This is a genomic window from Pseudomonas sp. NC02, assembly GCF_002874965.1.
Lineage (GTDB): Bacteria > Pseudomonadota > Gammaproteobacteria > Pseudomonadales > Pseudomonadaceae > Aquipseudomonas.
Map to the genome: position 1 here is coordinate 575,234 of NZ_CP025624.1, position 20,192 is coordinate 595,425.

Here is a 20,192-nt window from a genome sequence, read left to right on the forward strand (position 1 = left end):
AGGCATTCTGTAGCATTGGTCGGCGCGCCGTGGGTGCGTCTTTGCTTTATCAGATGGAGAGCGCTATGGCTTGGAATGAGCCGGGTGGCAACTCGAATAATCAGGATCCTTGGGGTGGTAAACGCCGCAATAATGGCGACCGCAAGGGGCCACCAGATCTCGACGAGGCCTTCCGAAAGCTGCAGGAAAGCCTGAATGGGTTGTTCGGTGGTGGAAAAAAACGTGGTGGTGACGAAGGCGGTCGTACGAGCAAGGGCGGTGGTTACGGCCTGCTCGGCATCGGCCTCGTCGTGCTGGCGGCCGTCTGGCTGTACAGCGCCGTCTATGTGGTGGACGAGCAGGAGCAAGCCGTGGTGCTGCGCTTCGGCAAGTACTACGAGACTGTCGGCCCTGGCCTGAACATCTACTTCCCGCCGATCGACAAGAAGTACATGGAAAACGTCACGCGTGAGCGTGCCTACACCAAGCAGGGCCAGATGCTGACCGAAGACGAGAACATCGTCGAAGTGCCGCTGACCGTGCAGTACAAGATCAGCAACCTGCAGGACTTCGTGCTGAACGTCGACCAGCCGGAGATCAGCCTGCAACATGCGACCGAAAGCGCCCTGCGCCACGTGGTGGGTTCCACCGCAATGGACCAGGTGCTGACTGAAGGCCGTGAATTGATGGCCAGCGAAATCAAGGAGCGCCTGCAACGGTTCCTCGACACGTACCGCACCGGTATCACCGTGACCCAGGTCAACGTACAGAGCGCAGCGGCACCGCGTGAAGTGCAGGAAGCCTTCGATGACGTGATCCGTGCCCGTGAAGACGAGCAGCGTTCGCGCAACCAGGCTGAAACCTACGCCAACGGCGTGGTGCCGGAAGCCCGTGGCCAGGCCCAGCGCATCCTTGAGGATGCCAACGGTTACCGCGACGAAGTGGTCTCCCGCGCCAAGGGTGAGGCAGATCGTTTCACCAAGCTGGTGGCCGAGTACCGCAAGGCACCGGAAGTCACCCGTGAGCGTCTGTACCTGGACACCATGCAGGAAGTCTTCAGCAACACCAGCAAGGTTCTCGTGACCGGCAGCAAGGGCGGGCAGAACAATCTGCTGTACCTGCCGCTGGACAAGATGATCGAAGGTGGTCGTAGCAGCACCAGCGCACCGGCTACCGGTTCCAATGCTGCTGCCAACGAAGCGAGCGCCCGTGCGGCCGCTGACCTGCTGCAACAGCAAACACGTACCAGGGAGAGTCGTTGATGAGCAATAAATCGCTGACCGCCCTGATTGTGGGCGTCGTCGTGGTCATCGCTGCCTGGAACTGCTTCTATATCGTGTCTCAGACCGAGCGCGCGGTGTTGCTGCAATTCGGTCGCGTGGTCCAGGCGGATGTCCAGCCGGGCCTGCATGTGAAAGTCCCCTACGTCAACCAGGTGCGCAAGTTCGACGGCCGCCTGATGACCCTGGATGCACCGACACAACGCTTCCTGACCCTGGAAAAGAAAGCTGTGATGGTTGACGCCTACGCCAAGTGGCGCGTCAAGGATGCCGAGCGCTTCTACACCGCGACCTCCGGCCTCAAGCAGATTGCCGACGAGCGTTTGTCGCGCCGTCTGGAATCGGGCCTGCGTGACCAGTTTGGTAAGCGCACCCTGCACGAGGTGGTATCCGGTGAACGTGACGCGCTGATGGCGGACATCACGCGTTCGTTGAATGCGATGGCGGAAAAAGAGCTGGGCATCGAGGTGATCGATGTTCGGGTCAAGGCCATCGACCTTCCGAAGGAAGTGAACCGCAGCGTGTTCGAACGTATGAGCACCGAGCGTGAGCGCGAGGCTCGTGAGCACCGCGCCAAGGGTAACGAACTGGCAGAAGGGATCCGCGCGGATGCCGACCGTCAGCGTCGCGTACTGTTGGCTGAAGCCTATCGCGAGTCTGAAGAGGCCCGTGGTGATGGTGATGCTCAAGCCGCTTCGATCTACGCCAAGGCCTATGGCCAGGACCAGGAGTTCTACGCGTTCTACCGTAGCCTGCGCGCCTACCGTGAAAGCTTTGCGAACAAAACCGACGTCATGGTGCTGGACCCAAGTAGCGATTTCTTCCGCTACCTGGAAAAGTCCAAGTAACCCGCATGTAGTCTGAGAATCGCTCCGTCGGGCGGCTAAAATGCCGGGCGGGGTGATCCTTTCAGAAAACGGGTGTATGATGCGGCAGCCGGGAAATTCCCGGCTTTTTTGCGTCTGCATGTTTGATTGTGGTTTTGCTCCGCAGGCGCCACAGGTTTTTCGAGGAAAGTGCCCGACGAGGCCGATTGTTGGTCGTTCGTCACGTCGCTCTTGCGCGTGGTTTATGCAGGGGCCGGGTATTTTCTGCTTCACTCAAGGCTCGCCCGAGGGCTGGCCGCCCGGATCATAGGGGAATGGCGTAATGGCAACGGTAGACCGCTGGCTGCTGCCAGATGGCATCGAAGAAGTACTGCCACCAGAAGCTGCGCGCATTGAAATCGCGCGCCGCCAGGTGTTGGATCTGTTCCAGAGCTGGGGTTACGAGTTTGTCGTGACTCCGCATATCGAGTACCTGGAATCCCTGCTGACCGGCGCGGGCCAGGACCTGGATCTGCGCACCTTCAAGGTCATCGACCCGCAATCGGGCCGGCAAATGGGCTTTCGTGCCGACATCACGCCGCAAGTAGCGCGCATTGATGCGCACACCCTGCGTCGCGAAGGGCCAAGCCGCCTGTGCTACGCCGGCAGCGTGCTGCATGCGCAACCGCGTGCGTTGTCGTCGTCCCGCAGCCCGATCCAGTTGGGCGCCGAGTTGTACGGTGATGCCAGCCCGAGCAGCGACGTGGAAGTCATCAGCCTGATGCTGGCCATGTTGCAGCTGGCCGATGTGCCGGATGTGCACATGGACCTTGGGCATGTCGGTATCTACCGCGGCCTGGCCCGTGCGGCCGGCTTGTCGGGTGAAGTGGAACAACAGTTGTTCGATGCCTTGCAGCGCAAGGCCATCGATGAAGTGATTGCCCTGACGGCGGGCGTGCCTGCCGACCTGGCCGGCATGCTGCGTGCGCTGGTGGATCTGTGTGGCGGCCGTGAAGTACTGACCGCCGCCCGTGATCGCCTGGCGAATGCGCCGGCTGATGTATTGGCGGCCCTGGACGATGTGCTGGCGATTGCCGAGCAGTTGTCTGCGCGCTTCCCGCAGTTGCCGCTGTATTTTGATTTGGGTGAGTTGCGCGGCTACCACTACCACACCGGTGTGGTGTTTGCGGTGTTTGTCCCGGGTGTTGGCCAGGCCATCGCCCAGGGCGGTCGTTACGACGATATCGGCGCCGACTTCGGTCGCGCTCGTCCGGCGACCGGTTTTTCCACCGATTTGAAAACCCTGGTGACCCTGGGGCGTGCTGAGGTCGAACTGCCGTCTGGCGGTATCTGGATGCCCGACAGTACGGACGCAGCACTCTGGCAGCAGGTTTGCCAGTTGCGCAGTGAGGGTCAGCGTGTGGTCCAGGCCTTGCCTGGGCAGCCATTGGCCGCCGCCCGTGAAGCGGACTGCGACCGGCAATTGATTCAGCAGAACGGGCTTTGGCAAGTATCGCCACTGGCTTCTTGAGTTTTCCTGCCGGCCACTGCCGGCACCAAGTTTGCGCGAATGAGGACAAGTGTTATGGGTAAGAATGTCGTAGTCCTGGGCACCCAATGGGGTGATGAGGGCAAAGGCAAGATCGTTGATCTGCTGACCGAACATGCTGCCGCCGTAGTGCGCTACCAAGGTGGCCACAACGCTGGCCACACCCTGGTCATCGATGGCGAAAAAACCGTCTTGCACCTGATCCCGTCGGGTGTACTGCGCGAAGGCGTGCAGTGCCTGATCGGCAACGGCGTGGTGGTTGCACCTGACGCCCTGCTGCGCGAGATCACCAAGCTGGAAGAGAAAGGCGTGCCAGTGCGCGAGCGCCTGCGTATCAGCCCTTCCTGCCCGCTGATCCTGTCCTTCCACGTTGCGCTGGACCAGGCCCGTGAAAAGGCCCGTGGCGAGCTGAAGATCGGCACGACCGGTCGCGGCATCGGCCCGGCCTACGAAGACAAGGTTGCACGTCGTGGCCTGCGTGTGGGCGACCTGCTCAACATGCCGCGCTTTGAAGACAAGCTGCGTGAACTGGTGGATTACCACAACTTCATGCTGGTGGGTTACTACAAAGAGCCGGCCATCGAGTTTGAAAAGACCCTGGCCGAGTGCAAGGAATACGCCGAGCTGCTCAAGCCGCTGATGCTGGACGTGACTGCCGAGCTGCACGACCTGCGTCGCGCCGGCAAAGACATCATGTTCGAAGGCGCCCAGGGCTCGTTGCTGGACATCGACCACGGCACCTACCCGTACGTCACCAGTTCCAACACCACCGCTGGCGGCGTTGCGACGGGTTCGGGCGTTGGCCCGATGTTCCTGGACTACATCCTCGGCATCACCAAGGCATACACCACGCGTGTAGGTTCGGGTCCATTCCCGACTGAACTGTTCGACGACGTCGGCGCGCACCTGGCCAAACAAGGCCACGAGTTCGGCGCGACGACCGGCCGTGCCCGCCGTTGTGGCTGGTTCGACGCCGTTATCCTGCGTCGCGCTATCGATGTGAACAGCATCTCGGGCATCTGCCTGACCAAGCTGGACGTACTCGACGGCCTGGAAACCATCAACATCTGCATCGGCTACAAGGATGCGGAAGGCAAGGACGTTGCCCCGACTGACGCGGACAGCTACGTAGGCCTGCAGCCTGTGTACGAAGAAGTGCCAGGCTGGACCGAATCGACCGTGGGCGCCAAGACCCTGGAAGAACTGCCAGCCAACGCCCGCGCTTACATCAAGCGCGTTGAAGAGCTGATCGGTGCGCCAATCGACATTATTTCGACGGGCCCGGACCGCAACGAGACCATCGTTCTGCGTCACCCGTTCGCTTAATAAGCTGTTGATGTAAAAAGCAAAGGGCTCCTTCGGGAGCCCTTTGTCGTTTCCGCCTGGTAAACGGCACGACCCTTGCTATGGTTCTTTCTTTCGCGGTGCTATCAAATTAATGGCACCCGTGGTGGAGGGATTCCCAGTGTCTGCCGTTCTCTCATTGTTACAAAGCCGGCTGTTGCGGCCGGTGTTCGTTACCCTAGGTATCGCTCTTTTGGTGCAAGTACTGGTGGCCGTCGCCCTGACGCGAAGCACCGTCACTGCATTGGAAGCTGATTTGGGCAATCGCCTGGGCGTCGACAGCCAGAAACTGTCCGGCGAGTTGGCGCAAGCCGGCAAGGAAGTGACATCCAGCCTGGACAGTCTGTCTTCCAGCACGCGCCAGCGTCTGACGGCGGGGCTTTCCACGCGCCTGCAGGAAGAGCAGAAGCAACTGCGTGCGACCCTGGAAAAAGACCTGCAGGACTCTGCCAATGACATGGCGCAACTGCTCGCCTCGGTGGCGCCGCGCGCCATGTGGGACAGCGACGTGCCGACGCTGTCTGAGTTTGCCCGCAGAGCCCAGCGCAATCCCAACGTGTTGTTTGTGGTGTATGACGACGCGGCTGGTGAGCACCTGACCCGTTACCTCAATCGTGAAAACCCGATCAACCAGGCGCTGCTGGAAAAGGGCAAGGGCGAACGTGCCCTGGATAAAGTGCTGGATGCGGCGAAGAATGATCCCTCGGTGTTCTACGTCGAAGCGTCCATCAGCCCCAATGGCGTAGAGATCGGCAAGGTCCGCATGGGGGTTTCGACTGCCTCGGTCGAGGCTGACCTGGCCGCGCTGGACAAGCGTTTTGCTGCACTGATTGCCAGCGGTGACCAGTTGGTGGGCGACAGCCTCAAGGGTGCCGCGGCTGACAGCGCGGCGGCCATGGGCGCGCGTTTGCAGTCGGCGCAAGCCACCGCCACCCAGATGACCGCCAATACCACCAGCACCGTGCAAGAGGCGGCGGGCACCTTGCGCTGGCGCATCGGCATGGGCCTGGCGGTGGTAGGTTTTGGTGTATTGCTGTTGATTGCTGTAGTGCTCGGCCGTCGGGTGGTCAATCGCCTGAAGCTGCTGATTGCAGCGATGGACGATCTGGCGGCAGGCGAGGGCGACCTGACCAAGCGTGTGCAGATCAACAGCCGGGACGAAATCGGCGACATGGCCTCGGCGGTCAATCGTTTTGTGGATAAATTGCAGCCGATCGTGCGTGAAGCCGGTGATGTGGCCCAGCGTACCGGTGTGGAAATCGGCGCGATGACCCTGCGCAATGCGGGTGCCGATGCGGCCGCCGGCTTGCAGCGTGATGAGGTTGCCGAAAGCCTGCGGGCGCTGTCGCAAATGGCGGATGAGGCCCAGGCGGAAAGCCATGCGATGCAGGCGGCCTTGCAGCAGGTGGTGGATATTCGCCAGGCGACTGATGAAAATTCCCGCACTTCAGCCGAAGTCGGCAGCTTGATCGAGGCGTTGGCGGGGCAGGTGCAGGCCGGTTCCAAGGTGATCGAGCGGCTGGCGCAGCAGAGCGAGCAGATCGAGGTGGTGTTAACGGTGATCCACGGGATTGCCGAGCAAACCAACCTGCTGGCGCTCAACGCGGCTATTGAGGCGGCGCGAGCCGGTGAGACCGGGCGCGGCTTTGCGGTCGTGGCGGACGAGGTTCGCGCCCTGGCCAGTAAAACCCAGAGTTCTACCGGCGACATCCAGGCCCACATCGTGGCCTTGCAGCAAGGCGCCCGTGAGGCTGTGGAAACCATCGGCAAGGCCGGGCGCCAGGCCAGTGAAGGTTTGCTGGTATTACGCGACAGCGTGCGCCTGCAGCAGTCGGTGCAGGCCTCGGTGGAGCAGGTGCATGCAGCGATTGGCCTGGCGACGCGGGCGGCTGAGCATCAGGCGCAGGGTGCGCATGCGGTGCGTGGGCGAGTCGAGATCATTCATGCCCAGGCTGAGCGAGCGGCGCAGGCGGTGGTAGAGACTACAGCCAGTGGCAAAGTGCTGGATGGGTTGGCTGCGCAGTTGAAGGCGAGCTTGGGGCAGTTCCGGGCTTGATGTCGCCTGGTGCGGCCCTTTCGCGAGCAAGCCCGCTCCCACATTCGACCGAGTTCCACTTCTGGAATGCGAGCAAATGTGGGAGCGGGCTTGCTCGCGAAAGCTATTTCAGCGGCTCAGGTACATCCGCGTCGTAAGCAAATACACCGGCAGTCCCGACACCAAAATCAACAATGCCGCATAGGGCGCCGCTGCCGCGAATTCCACATTCGAGGTGTGCGCCCACACGGCAGTTGCCAAGGTATTCAGCCCGGTCGGACTAAGCAGCAACGTCGCCGTCAATTCCTTCATTGCATCCAGGAATACCAGCGCAAACGCCGCCCCCAATGCCGGGAAAATAATCGGCAGCGTCACCCGGCAAAACGCACTGAACGACGACGCGCCCAGCGTTCTCGCCGCCTCTTCCAGCTGGGGTGCTGCCTTGTTCAGCGCCGTGCGGATCGGCGCCTGGGCCAGGGGCAAAAACAGCAGCGCATAAGCGATCAGCAGCAATGCCGACGTTTGATACAGCGCCGGCACGTAATGCAGGGCGAAATACACCAGTGTCAGCGCAATTACCAGGCCGGGCAGGGCGTGCAGCAGGTACGGCAGGCGCTCGGCCCACAGTGCGAGCTGGCCCTTGTAGCGCACCACCAGCAAGCCCACCGGCACGGCAAACAACAGGCAAAGCGCGGCGCCGCCCAGGGATAGCGCCAACGAAGAAAGCAGCGCCTCGCTGATCTCGGCTATCGGAAATGCCGCCGAACTGCCCACTGCCAGCCAATAACCGAGCATGCCCAGTGGAATGCCGCTGCCGATGATCGCCAGGAGCAGGCAATACAGCTGCCCCAGCGCCGCCCATTTGCCGAGTCGAACCTGTTCGGCATGCCGCGCCGCGCCCTGGCCGGTACGCACGTGTCGGCCCTTGCCGCGCACCCGCAGCTCCAGCCAGAGCAGCGTCAGGCACATCACCAGCAGCACCGCCGAGAGCATCGCCGCATTGGCGTTGCTGAACTCCAGCTCGAATTGCTGGTAGATCGCGGTGGTAAACGTCTGCAAGCCGATGATCGACAGCGCGCCGAACTCCACCAGCATATGCAGGGCAATCAACAGTGCCCCGGCCAGCAGCGACGGCCACAGCAGCGGCAAGGTGATGCGAAAGAATACGCCCCAGCGATTCAGTTCGAGGGTGCGGGCCGATTCTTCCAGGGATGGATCAAGATTGCGCAGGGTTGCCGCCACCGGCAGAAACACCAGCGGGTATTTGGACAGGGTCATCACCAGGATCGCTCCGCCCAACCCTTCAAAGTTGGCGCTTAACGAAACCCAGGTAAAGCTGCTGACAAACGCCGGCACCGCGAACGGCAGGCACAGGATCACTCCCCAGATCCGCCGCCCCGGCAGGTTGCTGCGTTCCAGCAGCCAGGCCAGGGACAAGCCGATCACGCCGCAGGCCACGGTGACGCCGACCATCAGCGCCAGGGTGTTGCGCAGCAACCCGAATACATAGGGTCGCCACAGCAAATGCACCGCCTCGGCCCATCCTGCCTGCCAGGCCTTGAGGCCGACATACGCCAGCGGCAACAGGCTCAGGCCTACCAGCAGCAGGACTGGTAGCAGCAACCAGATCGAAGGGCGTTTGCGTCTCGGCGTAAAACCCCCGCGCAAGGCGGGGGCGGGGAGCGATGGGTTCATCAGTTCAAGCCAACGTCACGTTCCAGTTCCAGGGCTTCTTCGGCGTTGCCCAGGTCGGCAGGGGTGACTTTCGGCGGTTGCAGCTCGCTGAAAGGCTTGAGGCCGCGGTTGGATTCCATGCCCTTGCGCAGCGGGTATTCGGCGGAAGTGTTGGTGATTACCCGCTGGCCTTCTTCGCTGGCCATGAATGCCAGCAGTTGCTGGGCTTCCTTTGGATGCTTGCTGGATTTCAGTGCAGCCGCGGCAGACACGGTGATCAGGCCACCGGCATCGCCGTTGGTGAAGTAGTGCAGCTGCGAATCCAGGTTGGTTTTTTCTTTCTTCAGGGCGAACCAGTAGTAGTTGTTCACCAGCACGGTGGCGACTTCGCCATTTTCCACGGCCTTGAGCGCAACCATGTTGTTGCTGTAGACCTTGCCGAAAGCGCGCAGGCCGGTCAGCCACTCTTCAGCCGCTTCGCGACCGTGCAGCTTGATGATCGCTACGGCTTGTTCCTGGAACGCGCCGCTGGTGGGCACGAAACCGACCTTGCCTTGCCACTCGGGCCCGGCGAAATCCAGTACCGACTTGGGCAGGTCTTTCTCGGCGATCAGCTTCGGGTTGAAGGCCACGACGCGGGTGCGTGCGGTTACGCCCATCCAGGCGCCGTTGGCGGCCACGTATTCCTTCGGCAGGATGTCGAGGGTGCTGGCGTCGATGGTTGCCAGCAGGCCTTGCTCGCCGAGTTTATTCAGCGGCGGCGATTCTTCGGTGTAGATCACGTCGGCAGGGGAGCGGTCACCTTCTTCGACGACCTGGCTGGCCAGCTGGTTGCTGCTGCCCTTGCGCACATTGACGTGGATGCCGGTCTTGGCTTCGAAGGCCTTGGCAAGTTCATCGCCGACCTCCTTGTGTTGGCCGTTGTACAAGGTCAGTGCAACCTTGTCGGCAGAATAGGCAGCGGGCGAGAGCAGGGTCAGGCCGAGCAGAGTGATGGTCAGGCCACGCAGAAGGGATGTCTTGAGACGGGTATCGCGGATCATCATCCGGGGTTTTCCTCACTTGAGTGCAACAAATCCTTACAAGGATAAACGATAAAACTTCTCAAGTGCGGACGAGGGGGGAAATCACCGGTCAGGTTTTCAAACCCCGGAAACGAAAAAACCCGCTTTCGCGGGTTTGATCTGAATTTGGTGCCCAGGAGAAGACTCGAACTTCCACGACCTTGCGATCACCAGCACCTGAAGCTGGCGTGTCTACCAATTTCACCACCTGGGCATTATCAACGCTTGCGCTGTTGATGGAGCGAACTATACGGAGGGCTTTTTGATCTGTAAACCCCTGATTCAAAAATATAAATCAAGATTCTCTTTAAAAATCAAAGGCCTGAAACGCAAAAACCCGCTTTCGCGGGTTTTTGGAGACTCAAGGCATAACCTTGAGTTTGAAATTGGTGCCCAGGAGAAGACTCGAACTTCCACGACCTTGCGATCACCAGCACCTGAAGCTGGCGTGTCTACCAATTTCACCACCTGGGCAACATCAACAACGTTGCCGTCGTCGATGGCGCGCACTATACGGAGGCTGTTTTGAGCTGTAAAGCCCTGCCATGAAAAAAGTCTGGAATATTTCGCCGACGGTCGCGCAAGGTGCATTCCAAGGGCTACAAAGTGCTTTTACGGGCTTGTTGACACCTGAAATTTCCCGTTTCAATACGCGTATGCCAAACTAACCCGCATATAGACAAGGTGAAAACTCTCTAATGGCCGATTGGCAGTCCCTCGATCCCGAGGCCGCTCGTGAAGCGGAAAAATATGAAAACCCCATTCCTAGCCGCGAACTGATCCTGGCGCACCTCGCCGATCGGGGTTCGCCTGCTAGCCGCGAGCAGCTGGTTGAAGAGTTCGGTCTGACCACCGAAGACCAACTCGAGGCCCTGCGTCGTCGCCTGCGCGCCATGGAGCGCGATGCCCAGTTGATCTACACCCGCCGCGGCACCTACGCGCCGGTGGACAAGCTCGACCTGATCCTCGGCCGCATCGCCGGCCACCGTGACGGTTTCGGCTTCCTGATCCCGGACGATGGCAGCGACGACCTGTTCATGAGCCCGGCGCAAATGCGCCTGGTGTTTGATGGCGACCGTGCCCTGGCCCGCGTTTCCGGCCTCGACCGTCGCGGTCGCCGTGAAGGCGTGATCGTCGAAGTGGTGTCCCGTGCCCACGAGTCCATCGTCGGCCGTTACTTCGAAGAAGGCGGCATCGGCTTCGTGGTGCCGGATAACCCCAAGGTCCAGCAGGAAGTGCTGATCACCCCGGGGCGCAATGGCGCCGCCAAAGTGGGCCAGTTCGTCGAGGTGAAAATCACCCACTGGCCCACTGCGCGCTTCCAGCCACAGGGCGATATCGTTGAAGTGGTCGGCAACTACATGGCGCCGGGCATGGAGATCGATGTTGCGCTGCGCACCTACGATATCCCTCACGTCTGGCCTGAGGCTGTGCTCAAAGAAGCCGCCAAGCTCAAGCCGGAAGTCGAAGAAAAAGACAAAGAGAAGCGCATCGACCTGCGTCATCTACCGTTCGTCACCATTGACGGCGAAGATGCTCGCGACTTCGACGATGCGGTCTACTGCGAAGCCAAGCCTGGCAAACTGCGCCTGTTCTCCGGCGGCTGGAAGTTGTTCGTCGCGATTGCCGACGTGTCCAGCTACGTGAAGATCGGTTCGGCCCTGGACAACGAAGCCCAGGTGCGCGGCAACTCGGTGTACTTCCCCGAGCGCGTCATCCCGATGCTGCCTGAGCAGCTGTCCAACGGCCTGTGCTCCCTGAACCCGAAAGTCGACCGTTTGGCCATGGTGTGCGAGATGACCATCTCGAAAACCGGCGAAATGACCGACTACCAGTTCTACGAAGCGGTGATTCACTCCCAGGCGCGCCTGACCTACAACAAGGTCAGCACCATCCTGGAACAGCCGAAAACCAGCGAGGCCAAGGCCCTGCGTGGTGAGTACGGGCATGTCGTGCCGCACCTCAAGCAGCTCTACGCGCTGTACAAGGTGCTGTTGGGCGCTCGTCACGTGCGTGGCGCGATCGACTTTGAAACTCAGGAAACCCGTATTGTCTTCGGTTCCGAGCGCAAGATCGCCGCAATCACCCCGACCACGCGCAACGATGCTCACAAGCTGATCGAGGAATGCATGCTGGCGGCCAACGTGGCCACCGCAGAATTCCTCAAAAAGCACGAGATTCCTGCGTTGTACCGGGTGCACGACGGCCCGCCGCCGGAGCGTCTGGAGAAGCTGCGCGCGTTCCTCGGTGAGCTCGGCCTGTCCCTGCACAAAGGCAAGGACGGCCCGACGCCGAAGGACTACCAGGCTCTGCTCGCGAGCATCAAGGACCGTCCGGATTACCACGTGATCCAGACCGTCATGCTGCGCTCCCTGAGCCAGGCGGTGTACAGCGCCGATAACCAGGGCCACTTCGGCCTGAATTACGAAGCGTACACCCACTTCACCTCGCCGATTCGTCGTTACCCGGACTTGCTCACGCACCGGGCGATCCGCAGCGTGATCCATTCCAAGCAGAACACCCCGCACGTCAAGCGTGCTGGTGCCATGACCATTCCGAAGGCACGGATCTATCCGTACGACGAAGCGGCCCTGGAACAGTTGGGCGAGCAGTGCTCCATGAGCGAGCGCCGTGCCGACGAAGCCACCCGCGACGTAGTGAACTGGCTCAAGTGCGAGTTCATGAAAGACCGCGTGGGCGAGTCGTTCCCGGGTGTGATCACTGCCGTGACCGGTTTTGGTTTGTTCGTCGAGCTGACCGACATCTACGTCGAGGGCCTGGTGCACGTCACCGCCTTGCCGGGTGACTACTACCACTTCGACCCTGTGCATCACCGCCTGGCGGGCGAGCGCACCGGTCGCAGCTTCCGTCTGGGCGATACCGTGGAAGTGCAGGTCATGCGCGTCGACCTCGACGAGCGCAAGATCGATTTCGGTATGCCTGACAAGCCGGCTGAACCGACTGGCCGTAAAAAACGTGGCAGCGAAACTGCAGCCCCGGCCAGCAAAGGCAAAGGTGCTCCTGCGAAAGCAGCGGTCGCCGAGCCTGCGCCAGCCAAGCCTGCGCGTCGTTCGTCTGCCAAGGACAAGGCCCCCGAAGCCTACCGCCCTAGCGATGCCGCGGCGAAAAACGCCGAGCTGCGCAAGAGCCGCGAGTTGAAGCAGCAGTTGCTCAACGAAGCCAAAAGCGGTGGTAAAGCGGCGTCTGGGGGAAAGTCCCGCGAGGCGGAAAAGCCGTCGAGCAAGCCGAGTAAACACCGTAAAGGCCCGCCAAAAGCGGGTTCGGCCCCCGCGAAAAGCGGCGGGTCGCGCAAACCTAAGGCCAAGTCATGAGTCTGGAAAAAATCTACGGCGTGCACGCCGTAGAAGCATTGCTGCGTCACCACCCGAAACGCGTCAAGCAGGTGTGGTTGGCAGAAGGCCGCAGTGAGCCGCGTGTTCAAGCGCTGGTCGAACTGGCCAATCAGAACAAAGTTGCCATCGGCCAGGCCGAGCGGCGCGAGATGGACGTCTGGGTCGAAGGCGTTCACCAGGGCGTGGTAGCCGACGTCAGTCCAAGCCAGGTCTGGGGCGAAGCGATGCTCGACGAGCTGCTCGACCGCACCGAAGGCGCACCGCTGTTGCTGGTGCTCGACGGCGTGACCGATCCGCACAACCTCGGCGCCTGCCTGCGTTCGGCGGATGCTGCCGGTGCGTTGGCGGTGATCGTGCCTAAAGACAAGTCGGCAACCTTGACGCCTGTCGTGCGTAAAGTCGCCTGCGGTGCGGCGGAAGTGATTCCGCTGGTGGCCGTGACCAACCTGGCGCGCACCCTCGAGAAACTCCAGCAGCGCGGCCTGTGGGTCGTGGGTACGGCGGGGGAGGCTGAGGTCAGCATTTATGACCAGGACCTCACCGGCCCGACCATCCTGATCATGGGGGCCGAAGGCAAGGGCATGCGCCGCCTGACCCGCGAGCATTGCGATTACCTGGTGCACCTGCCGATGGCCGGTAGCGTCAGCAGCCTCAACGTTTCAGTCGCAACGGGCGTCTGCCTGTTCGAAGCCCAGCGCCAGCGTGGCGCCAAGGCTAAAGCCAAGAAATAACCAAGTCTGGCGCAGGTCAAAATGTGGGAGGGGGCTTGCTCCCGAATACGGTGTATCAGTCAGTGCATTTGGTGACTGGCACATCGCTTTCGGGAGCAAGCCCCCTCCCACATTTGTTTTTGTGGTGTATGGGGGCTGTTCAAATAATCACCAATCACCTTGCACCCTTTCTCCCCCTTCTCTACAATTGCGCCCCTTGCCTTCATGGCAGGCACGCATGTGCCTCCCTTCGGCAAGATCCATAAGTGTCATTCACTCCTTGTCTGACCGTTTTTGAGCGGCAGGCTACAACCCGTAAGGAGCATTCATGCGTCATTACGAAATCATCTTTTTGGTCCACCCGGATCAAAGCGAGCAAGTCGGCGGCATGGTAGAGCGTTACACCAAGCTGATCGAAGAAGACGGCGGCAAAATCCACCGTCTGGAAGATTGGGGCCGTCGTCAACTGGCCTACGCAATCAACAATGTTCACAAGGCTCACTACGTGATGCTGAACGTTGAGTGCACTGGCAAGGCCCTGGCCGAGCTGGAAGACAACTTCCGCTACAACGATGCAGTGATCCGTAACCTGGTCATCCGTCGCGAAGAAGCCGTTACCGGCCAATCCGAGATGCTCAAGGCTGAAGAAAACCGCAGTGAGCGCCGTGAGCGTCGCGACCGTCCTGAGCACGAAGGCGCTGAAAGCGCTGATAGTGATGACAGCGACAACAGCGATAACGCTGACGAGTAATCCACGGACCTTTTAAGGAGCCTATCAAATGGCACGTTTCTTCCGTCGTCGTAAATTCTGCCGCTTCACCGCTGAAGACGTGAAGGAGATCGATTACAAAGATCTCAACACTCTGAAAGCCTACGTATCCGAGACCGGCAAAATTGTTCCAAGCCGCATCACCGGTACCAAAGCTCGTTATCAGCGTCAGCTGGCCACCGCTATCAAGCGCGCCCGCTTCCTGGCCCTGCTGGCCTACACCGACAGCCACGGCCGCTGAGACCGGGCAGTCGACAAGTAGTAAGGGATTGAATGCATGCGCGCCTTAGCTGAGTTCATCATGCGCGGTCGTGTGCAGGCCACTCTGGTAGTGGCTGGATGTGCAGCATTGCCGTTGTTGTATTGGTTGGGTGCTGCCGCGGGTTGCCTTGTGCTTCTGCGGCGCGGTTTGAAGGACGCCCTTGGCGTTCTTGCCCTGGGAATACTGCCGGCCTTGGTCTGGTGGTTGAAATTCGATGATCCACGGGTACTTCTGGTACTGCTCGGTTCATCGACCCTTGCGTTGGTTTTGCGCGCAAGTGAGTCCTGGGTCCGTACGCTGCTGGTCAGCGTGGCATTGGGGTTGGTGTATTCACTGGCGCTTGGCGCGGCTTTCCGCCCGCAAATCGAGGCGCTGGCGCAGGAGATCATCAAGATCCTGCCGCTGGCCCTCGGGGATCTCTACCAGCAGTTATCGGTAGAGGAGCGAGCGCGCTTTGCGTCAGTGGTTGCACCGATGCTTACCGGCCTGATAGCGGCACTGTTGCAGATTGTCAGCTTGCTGAGCCTGATTCTTGGGCGTTACTGGCAGGCGTTGTTGTATAACCCGGGTGGTTTTGGTCGCGAGTTTCGCAGTATCAGAATCCCCGCTGGACCGGCGATGTTGCTGCTGGCGTTCATGGTGGTCGGGCCGACTTTTGGCCTGGCGCTGTTGGTGCCGTTGTGCAGCGTACCGCTGGTATTCGCCGGCCTGTCCCTGATTCATGGGCTGGTGGCGCAAAAGCGACTGGGCAGATTCTGGCTGGTGGGGTTGTACGTGACGCTGTTGCTGTTCATGCAACTGATCTATCCGTTACTCGTGGTTTTGGCCATTGTCGACGGCCTGATTGATTTTCGCGGTCGTCTGGCGCCGAAAGACGCCGATAACGCGAACGGTGAAGGTTAAAAGTTAGAGGATTTTCACATGCAACTGATCCTTCTGGAAAAAGTCGCCAACCTGGGCAACCTGGGCGACAAAGTGAACGTTAAGGCCGGCTACGGTCGTAACTACCTGCTGCCATACGGCAAAGCCACCGCTGCAACCGCTGCCAACCTGGCTGCGTTTGAAGAGCGTCGTGCTGAGCTGGAAAAAGCAGCAGCAGACAAAAAAGCTTCGGCCGAAACTCGCGCTGCCCAACTGGCTGAGCTGGAAGTGACTATCACTGCCACCGCCGGTGACGAAGGCAAGCTGTTCGGTTCGATCGGCACCCACGACATCGCTGATGCACTGACCGCCTCCGGCGTTGAAGTGCAGAAGAGCGAAGTTCGTCTGCCGAACGGCACCATCCGCAACGTTGGCGAATTCGATGTAGCCGTGCACCTGCACGCTGAAGTCGAAGCAACCGTACGCGTTGTTGTGGTAGCAGCTTAAGCAACACCTAACTGACTGGCACCTCGCGTGCCAGGCAGTTAACATCGGGCACGATCCTGTTCACAGGTCGTGCCTTTTGTTTTTCTGTAGCCCCAGATTCTCCAACTATTCCAAGTGGCCATGAACGATATCTCCGCTCCTGAGCAATATGACCTGCAAACCGCTGCCCTGAAGGTGCCGCCGCATTCCATCGAGGCCGAACAGGCCGTGCTCGGTGGCTTGATGCTGGACAACAACGCCTGGGAACGCGTGCTGGATCAAGTCTCGGACGGCGATTTCTACCGTCATGACCACCGCCTGATCTTCCGCGCCATTGCCAAGCTGGCCGACCAGAACTCACCGATCGACGTGGTGACCCTGGCCGAGCAGTTGGACAAGGAAGGCCAGACGTCCCAAGTGGGCGGCCTGGGTTACCTGGGCGAGCTGGCGAAAAACACGCCATCGGTCGCCAACATCAAGGCGTATGCGCAGATCGTCCGTGCGCGGGCCACGTTGCGCCAGTTGATCGGCATCGCCACCGAGATCGCCGACAGCGCGTTCAACCCGGAAGGCCGCACTGCCGAAGAGATTCTCGACGAAGCCGAACGGCAGATCTTCCAGATCGCCGAGGCCCGGCCTAAAACCGGCGGCCCGGTCAGCGTCAACGACTTGCTGACCAAGGCCATCGACCGTATCGACACCTTGTTCAACACCGACAACGCCATCACCGGCCTGTCCACCGGCTACACCGACCTCGACGGCATGACCAGTGGCCTGCAGCCAGCCGACTTGATCATCGTCGCCGGCCGTCCGTCCATGGGTAAAACCACCTTCGCCATGAACCTGGTGGAAAACGCCGTGTTGCGCAGCGACAAGGCCGTACTGGTTTACTCCCTGGAGATGCCAGGCGAATCGCTGATCATGCGTATGTTGTCGTCCCTGGGCCGCATCGACCAGACCAAGGTGCGTGCCGGCCGCCTGGAAGACGACGACTGGCCGCGGCTGACCTCGGCGGTCAACCTGCTCAACGATCGCAAGCTGTTTATCGATGACACCGCGGGCATCAGTCCGTCGGAAATGCGCGCGCGTACCCGACGCCTGGTGCGTGAGCACGGCGATATTGCCCTGATCATGATCGACTACCTGCAGTTGATGCAGATCCCGGGTTCCAGCGGTGACAGCCGGACCAACGAGATTTCCGAGATTTCCCGCTCGTTGAAAGCCCTGGCCAAGGAATTCAACTGCCCGGTGGTTGCCCTGTCGCAGCTCAACCGATCTCTTGAGCAGCGTCCGAACAAACGCCCGATCAACTCCGACTTGCGGGAATCCGGAGCGATCGAGCAGGATGCTGACGTGATCATGTTCGTATACCGGGACGAGGTGTATCACCCGGAGACCGAGCATAAAGGCATCGCCGAAATCATCATCGGTAAACAGCGTAACGGGCCAATCGGCACCACGCGCCTGGCCTTTATCGGCAAATACACCCGCTTCGAAAACCTGGCGCCGGGCAGCTACAACTTCGAAGACGAGTAAAAGGCCGTCCCGCCAATTCCGACTGCAAAGGTCGGAATTGGTCAAAATTTGTGCTATATTCCGCGCCCGCGATTTTTCATCTCAACACCGGTCACCGTCATGCAAACAGCCAAGCCGTTATTTGACTATCCCAAGTACTGGGCCGAATGTTTCGGTCCTGCGCCATTCCTGCCGATGAGCAGGGAGGAGATGGATCAGCTTGGCTGGGATTCATGCGACATCATCATCGTCACCGGTGACGCGTACGTGGACCATCCGTCGTTCGGCATGGCAATCATCGGCCGGCTGCTGGAGTCCCAGGGCTTTCGCGTCGGGATCATTGCCCAGCCCAACTGGCAGTCCAAAGACGACTTCATGAAGCTCGGCGAGCCGAACCTGTTCTTCGGCGTCGCGGCCGGCAACATGGACTCGATGATCAACCGCTACACCGCCGACAAGAAAATCCGCTCCGATGACGCCTACACCCCAGGCGGCATGGCCGGCAAACGTCCGGACCGCGCGAGCCTGGTCTACAGCCAGCGCTGCAAGGAAGCCTACAAGCACGTGCCGATCGTGCTCGGCGGCATCGAAGCCTCCCTGCGCCGCATCGCCCACTACGACTACTGGCAGGACCGTGTACGCAACTCGATCCTGATCGACGCCTGCGCCGATATCCTGCTGTACGGCAACGCCGAGCGGGCCATCGTCGAAGTCGCCCAGCGCCTGTCGTGGGGCCACAAGATCGAAGACATCACCGACGTGCGCGGCACCGCGTTCATTCGTCGTGACACGCCTGAAGGCTGGTACGAGGTGGACTCCACCCGTATCGACCGTCCGGGCAAGATCGACAAGATCATCAACCCGTACGTGAACACCCAGGACACCCAGGCCTGCGCCATCGAGCAGGAAAAGGGCCCGGTGGAAGATCCGGAAGAGGCCAAGGTGGTACAGATCCTGGCCAGCCCGCGCATGACCCGTGACAAGACCGTGATCCGTCTGCCGTCCGTGGAAAAAGTCCGTGGCGACTCGGTGCTGTATGCCCACGCCAACCGCGTGCTCCACCTGGAAACCAACCCGGGCAACGCCCGCGCGCTGGTACAGAAGCACGGCGAAGTGGATGTGTGGTTCAACCCGCCGCCCATTCCCATGACTACCGAAGAAATGGACTACGTGTTCGGCATGCCTTACGCGCGTGTTCCACACCCGGCGTACGGCAAGGAAAAGATCCCGGCCTACGACATGATCCGCTTCTCGGTGAACATCATGCGTGGCTGCTTCGGCGGCTGCACCTTCTGCTCGATCACCGAGCACGAAGGCCGGATCATCCAGAACCGTTCCGAAGAGTCGATCATTCGCGAAATCGAAGAGATCCGCGACAAGGTGCCAGGCTTCACCGGCGTCATCTCCGACCTCGGCGGCCCGACCGCGAACATGTACCGCATCGCCTGCAAGAGCCCGGAAATCGAATCCGCGTGCCGCAAGCCATCCTGCGTGTTCCCGGGCATCTGCCCGAACCTGAACACCGACCACTCGTCGCTGATCCAGCTGTATCGCAGCGCCCGTGCGTTGCCGGGCGTGAAGAAGATCCTGATCGCTTCCGGCCTGCGCTACGACCTCGCGGTCGAGTCGCCGGAGTACGTGAAGGAGCTGGTGACCCACCACGTCGGTGGTTACCTGAAGATCGCCCCGGAACACACCGAGGAAGGTCCGCTCAACCAGATGATGAAACCGGGCATCGGCAGCTATGACAAGTTCAAGCGCATGTTCGAGAAGTACACCAAGGAAGCGGGCAAGGAGCAGTACCTGATTCCTTACTTCATCGCCGCCCACCCGGGCACCACCGATGAAGACATGATGAACCTGGCCCTGTGGCTCAAGGGCAACGGCTTCCGCGCCGACCAGGTGCAGGCGTTCTACCCGTCGCCAATGGCCACCGCCACGGCGATGTACCACTCGGGCAAGAACCCGCTGCGCAAGGTTACCTACAAGAGCGACGCGGTGACCATCGTCAAGAGCGAAGAACAGCGCCGCCTGCACAAGGCCTTCCTGCGCTACCACGACCCGAAGGGCTGGCCGATGCTGCGTGAAGCATTGACTCGCATGGGCCGTGCAGACCTGATCGGGCCGGGCAAGGAGCAACTGATCCCGTTGCACCAACCGTCCACCGACAGCTACCAGAGCGCCCGTCGCAAAAACTCGACGCCGGCTGGCAGCCACAAGGTTGCGAAGGAAACCACCACCAGGATCCTCACCCAGCACACTGGCTTGCCGCCGCGTGGCAGTGATGGCAGCAACCCTTGGGACAAGCGTGAGCAAGCCAAGGCCGCGGCCATGGCGCGCAACAAGCAGGCCGCCAAGGAGCGCACCGACGCCGCCAAGGGCAAAGGCAAGAAGCCAGCCCGCAAGCCGGTCGTGCCGCGTTGATCGCCGCCTGAAACGCAAAACGCCAGCCTCGTGCTGGCGTTTTGCTTTCTAGCGGGTGGGTAGCCTGTTTGTTAAGGTGGC

The 20,192-nt window shown here is 60.7% G+C and carries 15 protein-coding genes and 2 tRNA genes; 13 read left to right on the top strand and 4 right to left on the bottom strand.

Going from position 1 to position 20,192, the window contains the following annotated elements:
- Positions 1-65 precede the first annotated feature (65 nt).
- The 5 genes from hflK (at position 66) to C0058_RS02635 (ending at position 7,014) form a co-directional block, all read left to right on the top strand.
- Positions 66-1,241: an FtsH protease activity modulator HflK gene (gene hflK / locus C0058_RS02615; RefSeq protein WP_087692480.1), complete on the top strand. Its 1,176-nt coding sequence runs from the start codon at positions 66-68 to the stop codon at positions 1,239-1,241.
- Entirely contained in the window at positions 1,241-2,107 is an 867-nt protein-coding gene (hflC, locus tag C0058_RS02620) for a protease modulator HflC (protein WP_003217510.1), read from the top strand. The genes hflK and hflC overlap by 1 nt, the downstream gene beginning before the upstream one ends.
- A 301-nt stretch (positions 2,108-2,408) precedes the next feature.
- Positions 2,409-3,596 (top strand): ATP phosphoribosyltransferase regulatory subunit, encoded by a 1,188-nt coding sequence (locus C0058_RS02625; RefSeq protein ID WP_003217507.1) that lies wholly within the window; start codon positions 2,409-2,411, stop codon positions 3,594-3,596.
- Between the two features lie 54 nt (positions 3,597-3,650).
- A complete protein-coding gene (locus tag C0058_RS02630; RefSeq protein WP_003217505.1) occupies positions 3,651-4,940 on the top strand; it encodes an adenylosuccinate synthase in 1,290 nt (429 codons plus the stop codon).
- 139 nt (positions 4,941-5,079) lie between these two features.
- The gene (locus C0058_RS02635) at positions 5,080-7,014 is read left to right on the top strand and encodes a methyl-accepting chemotaxis protein (RefSeq protein WP_087692478.1); all 1,935 of its coding nucleotides are present in this window, start codon (positions 5,080-5,082) and stop codon (positions 7,012-7,014) included.
- A 108-nt stretch (positions 7,015-7,122) separates the two neighbouring features.
- Here C0058_RS02635 and C0058_RS02640 read toward each other — a convergent pair whose 3' ends face one another.
- From C0058_RS02640 to C0058_RS02655, 4 genes are all read right to left on the bottom strand, one after another.
- Complete coding sequence (locus C0058_RS02640; protein WP_102367981.1) at positions 7,123-8,688, bottom strand: iron ABC transporter permease; 1,566 nt, start codon at positions 8,686-8,688, stop codon at positions 7,123-7,125.
- Positions 8,688-9,713: an extracellular solute-binding protein gene (locus C0058_RS02645; protein WP_102367982.1), complete on the bottom strand. Its 1,026-nt coding sequence runs from the start codon at positions 9,711-9,713 to the stop codon at positions 8,688-8,690. The genes C0058_RS02640 and C0058_RS02645 overlap by 1 nt, the downstream gene beginning before the upstream one ends.
- 145 nt (positions 9,714-9,858) lie before the next feature.
- Positions 9,859-9,945 (bottom strand) — tRNA-Leu (locus tag C0058_RS02650).
- A 173-nt stretch (positions 9,946-10,118) separates the two neighbouring features.
- A tRNA-Leu gene (locus C0058_RS02655) sits at positions 10,119-10,205 on the bottom strand.
- A 224-nt stretch (positions 10,206-10,429) separates the two neighbouring features.
- On the opposite strand from C0058_RS02655, the gene rnr reads away from it, so the two are divergent.
- The 8 genes from rnr (at position 10,430) to C0058_RS02695 (ending at position 20,111) form a co-directional block, all read left to right on the top strand.
- Positions 10,430-13,063 carry a ribonuclease R gene (rnr, locus tag C0058_RS02660; RefSeq protein WP_003217496.1) on the top strand — a complete coding sequence of 878 codons (2,634 nt, stop codon included), beginning with the start codon at positions 10,430-10,432 and terminating at the stop codon, positions 13,061-13,063.
- Positions 13,060-13,815: a 23S rRNA (guanosine(2251)-2'-O)-methyltransferase RlmB gene (gene rlmB / locus C0058_RS02665; RefSeq protein WP_003217493.1), complete on the top strand. Its 756-nt coding sequence runs from the start codon at positions 13,060-13,062 to the stop codon at positions 13,813-13,815. Before rnr ends, rlmB begins: the two co-directional genes overlap by 4 nt.
- A gap of 307 nt (positions 13,816-14,122) precedes the next feature.
- On the top strand, positions 14,123-14,545 hold the full coding sequence (gene rpsF, locus C0058_RS02670) for a 30S ribosomal protein S6 (protein ID WP_003217491.1): 423 nt from the start codon (positions 14,123-14,125) through the stop codon (positions 14,543-14,545).
- 28 nt (positions 14,546-14,573) lie between these two features.
- Complete coding sequence (rpsR, locus tag C0058_RS02675; RefSeq protein WP_002551829.1) at positions 14,574-14,804, top strand: 30S ribosomal protein S18; 231 nt, start codon at positions 14,574-14,576, stop codon at positions 14,802-14,804.
- 36 nt (positions 14,805-14,840) lie between these two features.
- Positions 14,841-15,728 (top strand): hypothetical protein, encoded by an 888-nt coding sequence (locus C0058_RS02680; protein ID WP_003217488.1) that lies wholly within the window; start codon positions 14,841-14,843, stop codon positions 15,726-15,728.
- An 18-nt stretch (positions 15,729-15,746) separates the two neighbouring features.
- Positions 15,747-16,193, top strand: a complete 447-nt coding sequence (gene rplI, locus C0058_RS02685) for a 50S ribosomal protein L9 (protein WP_003171376.1) — start codon at positions 15,747-15,749, stop codon at positions 16,191-16,193.
- A gap of 120 nt (positions 16,194-16,313) precedes the next feature.
- On the top strand, positions 16,314-17,708 hold the full coding sequence (dnaB, locus tag C0058_RS02690; RefSeq protein WP_003217484.1) for a replicative DNA helicase: 1,395 nt from the start codon (positions 16,314-16,316) through the stop codon (positions 17,706-17,708).
- 99 nt (positions 17,709-17,807) lie between these two features.
- On the top strand, positions 17,808-20,111 hold the full coding sequence (locus C0058_RS02695; RefSeq protein WP_008439091.1) for a YgiQ family radical SAM protein: 2,304 nt from the start codon (positions 17,808-17,810) through the stop codon (positions 20,109-20,111).
- Positions 20,112-20,192: the final 81 nt, after the last annotated feature.